Source organism: Mesorhizobium sp. M7D.F.Ca.US.004.01.2.1, assembly GCF_003997785.1.
GTDB classification, from domain to species: Bacteria; Pseudomonadota; Alphaproteobacteria; order Rhizobiales; family Rhizobiaceae; genus Mesorhizobium; species Mesorhizobium loti.
The window spans coordinates 1-5,467 of the sequence record NZ_RZRQ01000359.1 but is presented as its reverse complement, the minus strand read 5'-3'; the positions used below and the strand labels follow the sequence as shown (position 1 = coordinate 5,467).

7 protein-coding genes and 2 tRNA genes are annotated in these 5,467 nt (G+C 62.3%); 6 read left to right on the top strand and 3 right to left on the bottom strand.

Going from position 1 to position 5,467, the window contains the following annotated elements; translation table 11 throughout:
• The 3 genes from EN993_RS30235 to EN993_RS30220 all read left to right on the top strand — a co-directional run.
• The coding region (locus tag EN993_RS30235; protein WP_245469016.1) for a thiamine pyrophosphate-dependent enzyme at positions 1–715 on the top strand (715 nt) is incomplete at its 5' end.
• A 170-nt stretch (positions 716–885) separates the two neighbouring features.
• Positions 886–1,683 carry a 2-oxo-tetronate isomerase gene (gene otnI, locus EN993_RS30230; protein ID WP_127265612.1) on the top strand — a complete coding sequence of 266 codons (798 nt, stop codon included), beginning with the start codon at positions 886–888 and terminating at the stop codon, positions 1,681–1,683.
• A 158-nt stretch (positions 1,684–1,841) separates the two neighbouring features.
• The gene (locus EN993_RS30220; RefSeq protein WP_127265610.1) at positions 1,842–2,759 is read left to right on the top strand and encodes a 2-hydroxy-3-oxopropionate reductase; all 918 of its coding nucleotides are present in this window, start codon (positions 1,842–1,844) and stop codon (positions 2,757–2,759) included.
• A gap of 119 nt (positions 2,760–2,878) precedes the next feature.
• Here EN993_RS30220 and EN993_RS30215 read toward each other — a convergent pair whose 3' ends face one another.
• Positions 2,879–3,727 (bottom strand): RNA methyltransferase, encoded by an 849-nt coding sequence (locus EN993_RS30215; RefSeq protein WP_126069220.1) that lies wholly within the window; start codon positions 3,725–3,727, stop codon positions 2,879–2,881.
• 198 nt (positions 3,728–3,925) lie between these two features.
• Here EN993_RS30215 and EN993_RS30210 point away from each other — a divergent pair.
• Positions 3,926–4,010, top strand: a tRNA-Tyr gene (locus tag EN993_RS30210).
• A gap of 89 nt (positions 4,011–4,099) precedes the next feature.
• A tRNA-Gly gene (locus EN993_RS30205) sits at positions 4,100–4,173 on the top strand.
• Between the two features lie 71 nt (positions 4,174–4,244).
• On the opposite strand, the gene EN993_RS30200 is transcribed toward EN993_RS30205, so the two are convergent.
• Positions 4,245–4,709 (bottom strand): YidB family protein, encoded by a 465-nt coding sequence (locus EN993_RS30200; protein ID WP_109671669.1) that lies wholly within the window; start codon positions 4,707–4,709, stop codon positions 4,245–4,247.
• Positions 4,710–4,839: 130 nt separating this feature from the next.
• Here EN993_RS30200 and EN993_RS30195 point away from each other — a divergent pair, with 130 nt between their 5' ends.
• Positions 4,840–5,097 carry a GlsB/YeaQ/YmgE family stress response membrane protein gene (locus EN993_RS30195; protein WP_109671668.1) on the top strand — a complete coding sequence of 86 codons (258 nt, stop codon included), beginning with the start codon at positions 4,840–4,842 and terminating at the stop codon, positions 5,095–5,097.
• An 89-nt stretch (positions 5,098–5,186) separates the two neighbouring features.
• Here the strand turns inward: EN993_RS30195 and EN993_RS37185 are convergent, their stop codons facing one another.
• Complete coding sequence (locus EN993_RS37185) at positions 5,187–5,324, bottom strand: hypothetical protein (RefSeq protein ID WP_164757902.1); 138 nt, start codon at positions 5,322–5,324, stop codon at positions 5,187–5,189.
• Positions 5,325–5,467: the final 143 nt, after the last annotated feature.

The window sequence follows — 5,467 nt, the reverse complement described above, 5'->3', positions numbered from 1 at the left end:
GAAGACCATGAATCGCAAGACGCATTTCGACCAGGTGCCGCTGAAGCCGCAGCGTGTCTACGAGGAGATGAACAAGGCGTTCGGCCGCGACGTCACCTATGTCACCACGATCGGCCTGTCGCAGATTGCCGGCGCGCAGTTCCTGCATGTCTACAAGCCGCGCAACTGGATCAACTGCGGCCAGGCCGGCCCGCTCGGCTGGACCTTGCCGGCGGCTCTCGGCGTTCGCGCCGCCGATCCGGACCGCACCATCGTGGCGCTGTCGGGCGACTATGATTTCCAGTTCATGATCGAGGAACTGGCGGTCGGCGCACAGCACAAATTGCCCTATCTGCATGTCGTGGTGAACAACGCCTATCTCGGCCTGATCCGCCAGGCGCAGCGCGGTTTTTCGATGGATTTCGAGGTCAGTCTCGCTTTCGAGAACATCAACCGCTCAGGCGATCCCGAGGCCGGCTATGGCGTCGACCACGTTGCCGTTGCCGAAGCCATGGGCTGCAAGGCGGTCAGGGTGCGCAAGCCGGAAGAGTTCGCGGGTGCCTTCAAGGAGGCGCAGCGGCTGATGAAAGAACATCAGGTGCCGGTCGTGCTCGAATTCATCCTCGAGCGCGTCACCAACATCTCCATGGGCACGGAGATCGACAAGGTGACCGAATTCGAGGACCTTGCCGAGAGCCACGAAGATGCGCCGACTTCGATCGTCATGCTGGACTAAGGCGTGCCGATATTCAGGTGAGGCCGGCCTGCAAGCGGCAGTTTCCTGCGCTTCCGGTGCTCACGTACCTGAAGTACGCTCCGCTCCGGTTCTCGCAAGCCACCGCTTTCGGCTCGGCCTGACCTGAATCTCGACACGCCTTGGGCTGGTGAACAGTAAGGAGAAAAAGAATGCCGCGTTTTTCAGCCAATCTGTCGATGCTCTTTGGCGAGCATGATTTCCTCGACCGTTTCGATGCCGCCGCCCGCGCTGGCTTCAAGGGCGTCGAATATATCGGCCCCTATGACCATGCGCCCGATGTCGTCGCGGCCCGGTTGAAGAAGAACGGCCTGACGCAGGTGCTGTTCAACCTGCCGGCGGGTGACTGGGGCAAGGGCGAGCGTGGCATTGCGGTGCTGCCGGACCGCGTGCCGGAATTCCGCCAGGGCATCGCCAAGGCGATCACCTATGCGCAGGCGCTCGGCTGCCAGCAGGTCAATTGCCTGGCCGGCATCGCGCCCGCCGGCGCCGACCGCAAGGTGCTGGAGGATGTCTTTGCCGAAAACCTCGCCTTCGCGGCGGAGAAGCTGGAGCAGGCCGGCATCAGGCTGTTGATCGAGCCGATCAACACGCGCGATATTCCGGGCTTCTTCCTCAACTACTCGGACCAAGCCCTGGCGCTGATCGACCGTGTCGGCTCAAAGAACCTGTTCCTGCAATACGACATCTATCACATGCAGATCATGGAGGGGGATCTCGCCCGTACCATCGAGGCTAACCTTGGCCGCATCGCGCATATCCAGCTTGCGGACAATCCCGGCCGTCACGAGCCGGGGACGGGCGAGATCAACTATCCCTTCCTCTACGAGCACATCGACCGCATCGGCTATTCCGGCTGGGTCGGGGCTGAGTACAAGCCGAAGGCGGGTACGGAAGCTGGGTTGGGATGGTTCCGGGAATTGGCCGGGCAGGGAAGTGCTGCGGCGTAAGCGCTAGAGGCCCCCTCATGCGGCCCTTCGGGCCACCTTCTCCCCGGTGGGGAGAAGAGACAGGCACCTCCGTTGGCGACCTCTTCTCCCCACCGGGGAGAAGGTGGCCCGAAGGGCCGGATGAGGGGGCGTTTCACACAGTCATTTGGAGAACCACAATGGAAACCATCGGCTTCATCGGCCTCGGCATCATGGGCGCGCCGATGGCGGGGCATCTGCTCGACGCCGGCTACAAGGTCATCGCCAGCAACCATCGATCGAAACCCGCCGCCGATCTCGTCGCCAAGGGTCTGAAGTCAGTTTCCGGCCATGCCGCCGTGGCCAAGGCTGCCGACATCATCATCCTGATGGTGCCCGACACGCCGCAGGTGGCCGATGTGCTGTTCGGCGAGAATGGCGTCGCGTCCGGCCTGTCGAAGGGCAAGCTGGTCATCGATATGAGCTCGATCTCGCCGATCGAGACCAAGATTTTTGCTGGGAAAATCAACGGTCTGGGCTGCGACTATCTCGACGCCCCGGTCTCGGGCGGCGAGGTTGGCGCCAAGGCGGCATCCCTCACCATCATGGTCGGCGGCGAGGAAAAACCCTTCGACCGCGCCAAACCCATCTTCGAGAAGATGGGCAAGAACATCACCCTGGTCGGGCTCAACGGCGTTGGCCAGACCACCAAGGTGGCCAACCAGATCGTTGTCGCGCTGACCATTGAAGCCGTCGCCGAAGCGCTTGTTTTTGCATCGAAAGCCGGCGCCGATCCGGCCAAGGTCCGGCAGGCGCTGATGGGCGGCCTGGCGGCGTCGCGCATTCTGGAAGTGCATGGCGAGCGCATGGTCAAGCGCACCTTCGCGCCGGGTTTCCGCATCGAACTGCACCAGAAGGATTTGAACCTCGCGCTGGAGGGCGCGAAGGCGCTGGGCGTGTCGCTGCCCAACACGTCCACCACGCAGCAGCTTTTCAATTCCTGCGCGGCCAATGGCGGCGCCAAGGAGGATCATTCGGCGCTGGTCAGGGCGCTGGAGCGGATGGCCAATTTCGAGGTCGGCAGCGAGGCAGCCGACACCCGGGGCAAAGCGGCATAGGTCGGGAGAGGGCGGCGCAACGTTCCCAAGCCGCCAACTCTTGGCCCATCGAAGAACGGGTTCCGGCGTCTGTCGCTGGAACCCGTTTCTCGTTTCGAGATGTTTCTGCTGTTTCTGGCTCAGCCGCGCTTCAAAAATGTCCGCGCCACGTAAAGGCTGATCGCCGCGGCATTCGACACGTTGAGCGAATGGATCGCGCCGGGCATGTCGAGCCGCGCCAGAGTCGTCACCGTTTCGCGTGTCTTCTGGCGCAGGCCCTTGCCTTCGGCGCCCAGCACCAGCGCGATCTTTTCTCCGGCAAAGCTCTTTTCGAGTTCCGCAGGTGCGTCCGAATCAAGCCCGATGGTGCGGAAGCCGGCCTCGTGCAGCTGGCCGAGCGCGTCGGCGAGGTTCTTCACCTCGATCTGATCGATGTGCTCCAGCGCACCGGAGGCGGATTTCGCCAGCACACCCGATTCCTGCGGGCTGTGGCGGGCCGTGGTGATCAGCGCGCCAGCGCCAAAGGCGACCGCCGAGCGCAGGATGGCGCCGACATTGTGCGGGTCGGTGACCTGATCGAGCACCAGAACCAGCTTTGCATCGCCAAGAGCGTCAAGCCGCTTCGGTTTCAGCGGCTCGGCCTCGATCAGCACACCCTGATGCACGGCGTCCGATCCGGTGATCTTGTCGATGTCCCTGGGTTCGACCAGTTCCGTCTTGAAGGGCAGGGCGGCGAGATCGGCGATTTCCAGGCGCTCGGCCGCGTTGCGCGTCACCAGCATCCTTCTGATCTTGCGGCGCGGATTGTCGAGTGCGGCGCGCACCGTGTGCAGGCCATAGAGCCGCACCAGGCCGTCCGCGGCATTTTCGCCCGGCGGAACCGGCTGTCGGGGCCTGAACGCCGGCGCGCCGCCGCTTTTCTCGTCGCGATAGGCGCGGCGCAGCTTGGCGTAATGGGTGTCTTTGGGAGTGTTGGTTTTATCGCTCATGGCTGGCTTCTATAGCCGTGTCCTCCGGCCATGGATATGGCCCGTCGTCGCAGCCGGCGAACAACATCGAAAAACCCTTGTTGCGCGGTTGACACCCAATGGGCTTGCCGCCATAAGGCGCTGCGCTGGTTTCGGAGAACACATAACTCGGGTCCGGATTGGCGCGAATGCCTCGTTGCATGGCTCCGGCGGCAGACTGGAGAGGTGCCCGAGTGGTTAAAGGGGACGGACTGTAAATCCGTTAGCTTAGCTTACGTTGGTTCGAATCCAACCCTCTCCACCACTGCCGGCCCGGAAGCCCTGAAACGCGAAAAGAATCGGACCGAAAAGTGCATGGCGCTTTTCGGGTGAATCCGGTACTTCAGGAACGGCGCGGGTATAGCTCAGTGGTAGAGCAGCAGCCTTCCAAGCTGAATATGCGGGTTCGATTCCCGCTACCCGCTCCAGACACTCATCCCCGGCAAACCGAAACACCGCGCACCAGGCGCAGTGCTCCAATCGCGGTGTCCGCGACGCGCTAGCTGTTGAACGCGGATGCGACCTGGTGCTGCTGCGGCACCTGGCCGTTCGGCGTCAGCTTGTCGACGATGCCGGGCAAGGCCGTGGACAGTTGCTTGAGCAGTTCCTGCTCGTCCATTCCGGTCCGTTGCGCGATCTCGCGTATGATCTGCGGTCCGATTGCAGTGCCGAGATCATTGGCGTTGATCGGCTGGTTTTGGCCGGTGCCGACCCAGGAATCCGCGGCATTGCCATGGCCGGCATTTCTGAGCTTGTCGAGCAGGCCGCCCAATCCGCCAACCAGGCCGCCATCGGCGGACGTGGTTTCCGTCGGGGCGGGGCCGGTTGGAGCAGGAGCGGGAGACTGCTCGGGCTGTTCGGCACTTCTGCCGCTCAGCATTTTTCCGACCAGCAATGCGCCGAGCGCGATCATCAGTGGTTTGGTGATGTTGCCGCCGGGAACGGCATTGTCAAAAAGTCCCATAGTGGATCCTCCATAGCGACCAAGCCCGACCCTGCTCAACAATGGAGCATTCGGGCGGAATTTCAAGCTGGCTTGAGGTTTTGACAATCATATGAAAATGTCCGGCTGGCGGGGGATGGAGAGGAAAAAAATGGGTATCATCAGCTGGATCATTCTCGGCGTGGTCGCCGGCTTCATCGGCAGCAAGATCGTCAACAAGACCGGCCAGGGCATGATCATGGATATCGTGCTCGGCATCGTCGGCGCCATTGTCGGCGGCCTGATCTTCAGTGCCTTCGGCGCGTCGGGCGTCACCGGCCTCAACATCTACAGCCTGATCGTCGCGGTGGTTGGCGCGGTGGTCGTCCTGTGGGCTTACCATCAGTTCAGCGCAAAGCGGACGCTTTAGGCGCTAGCTGGATCGTCTGAAGTTTCGAACTATTGCTGCTGGGAGGCGAGGAGAACGGCTCAAGGCCGGCATACCCAGCAGCGGCTCGCCTATGGCATCAACACCGTGTCGGCGGCGGCGAAGAAGATCAGCGTTCCCGCGATGAACACCGCCCAGCCGACAAGCGACTTGCGGATAGCGGCCTTGTGCTCGGCGTCGGAGTTCTTGTTCTGGTCAAAATCGGTCATGGGAACTCCCCTGATTGATCATGCCGTCGTCGATTCGACGGGTCTTTGCCGGTTGGACAATCTTTTTCGGCTCGGCAACAACTCGTGCGTGAGCGCCTGCTTGGGTGGTGAGGCTATGCGACGACGGCATGATCAATCAGGGG

Bases quoted from the DNA above. Each gene is read 5' to 3' on its own strand.
- EN993_RS30220 (WP_127265610.1), top strand. From the start codon at position 1,842: ATGGAAACCATCGGCTTCATCGGCCTCGGCATCATGGGCGCGCCGATG.
- EN993_RS30215 (WP_126069220.1), bottom strand. From the start codon at position 3,727: ATGAGCGATAAAACCAACACTCCCAAAGACACCCATTACGCCAAGCTG.
- EN993_RS37185 (WP_164757902.1), bottom strand. From the start codon at position 5,324: ATGACCGATTTTGACCAGAACAAGAACTCCGACGCCGAGCACAAGGCC.
- EN993_RS30195 (WP_109671668.1), top strand. From the start codon at position 4,840: ATGGGTATCATCAGCTGGATCATTCTCGGCGTGGTCGCCGGCTTCATC.
- EN993_RS30200 (WP_109671669.1), bottom strand. From the start codon at position 4,709: ATGGGACTTTTTGACAATGCCGTTCCCGGCGGCAACATCACCAAACCA.
- otnI (WP_127265612.1), top strand. From the start codon at position 886: ATGCCGCGTTTTTCAGCCAATCTGTCGATGCTCTTTGGCGAGCATGAT.